A 223-nucleotide genomic window follows, 5' to 3' on the forward strand; every position below is an offset into this window, starting at 1 on the left:
GTTTTAAAGTCTTGAAGAGTGAACAACAGTTAATTCATTACGAAATAATTTAGTAACGTTATTTTGGCAGGATAACGCGAAGGCCAGCGAGCAACACCGAGACAGTACTTCGGTACGGCGAGGTGTAGCGCAGTGAAGCCGACAAAGTTAGCCAAACAAAAGAGCGTTACACAGTGAATTCTTTGAGCATCAAGCTTTGAATTGAAGAGTTTGATCATGGCTC

General features: G+C 42.2%; 1 protein-coding gene. It reads right to left on the reverse strand.

Annotated elements, in window-relative coordinates; genetic code table 11:
* Positions 1-29: 29 nt before the first annotated feature.
* A partial coding sequence (locus ACGF5R_RS25080) for a hypothetical protein (RefSeq protein WP_387693373.1) occupies positions 30-223 on the reverse strand: 194 nt, incomplete at its 5' end.

Source organism: Photorhabdus sp. RM71S (assembly GCF_042879355.1).
GTDB lineage: Bacteria > Pseudomonadota > Gammaproteobacteria > Enterobacterales > Enterobacteriaceae > Photorhabdus > Photorhabdus kayaii.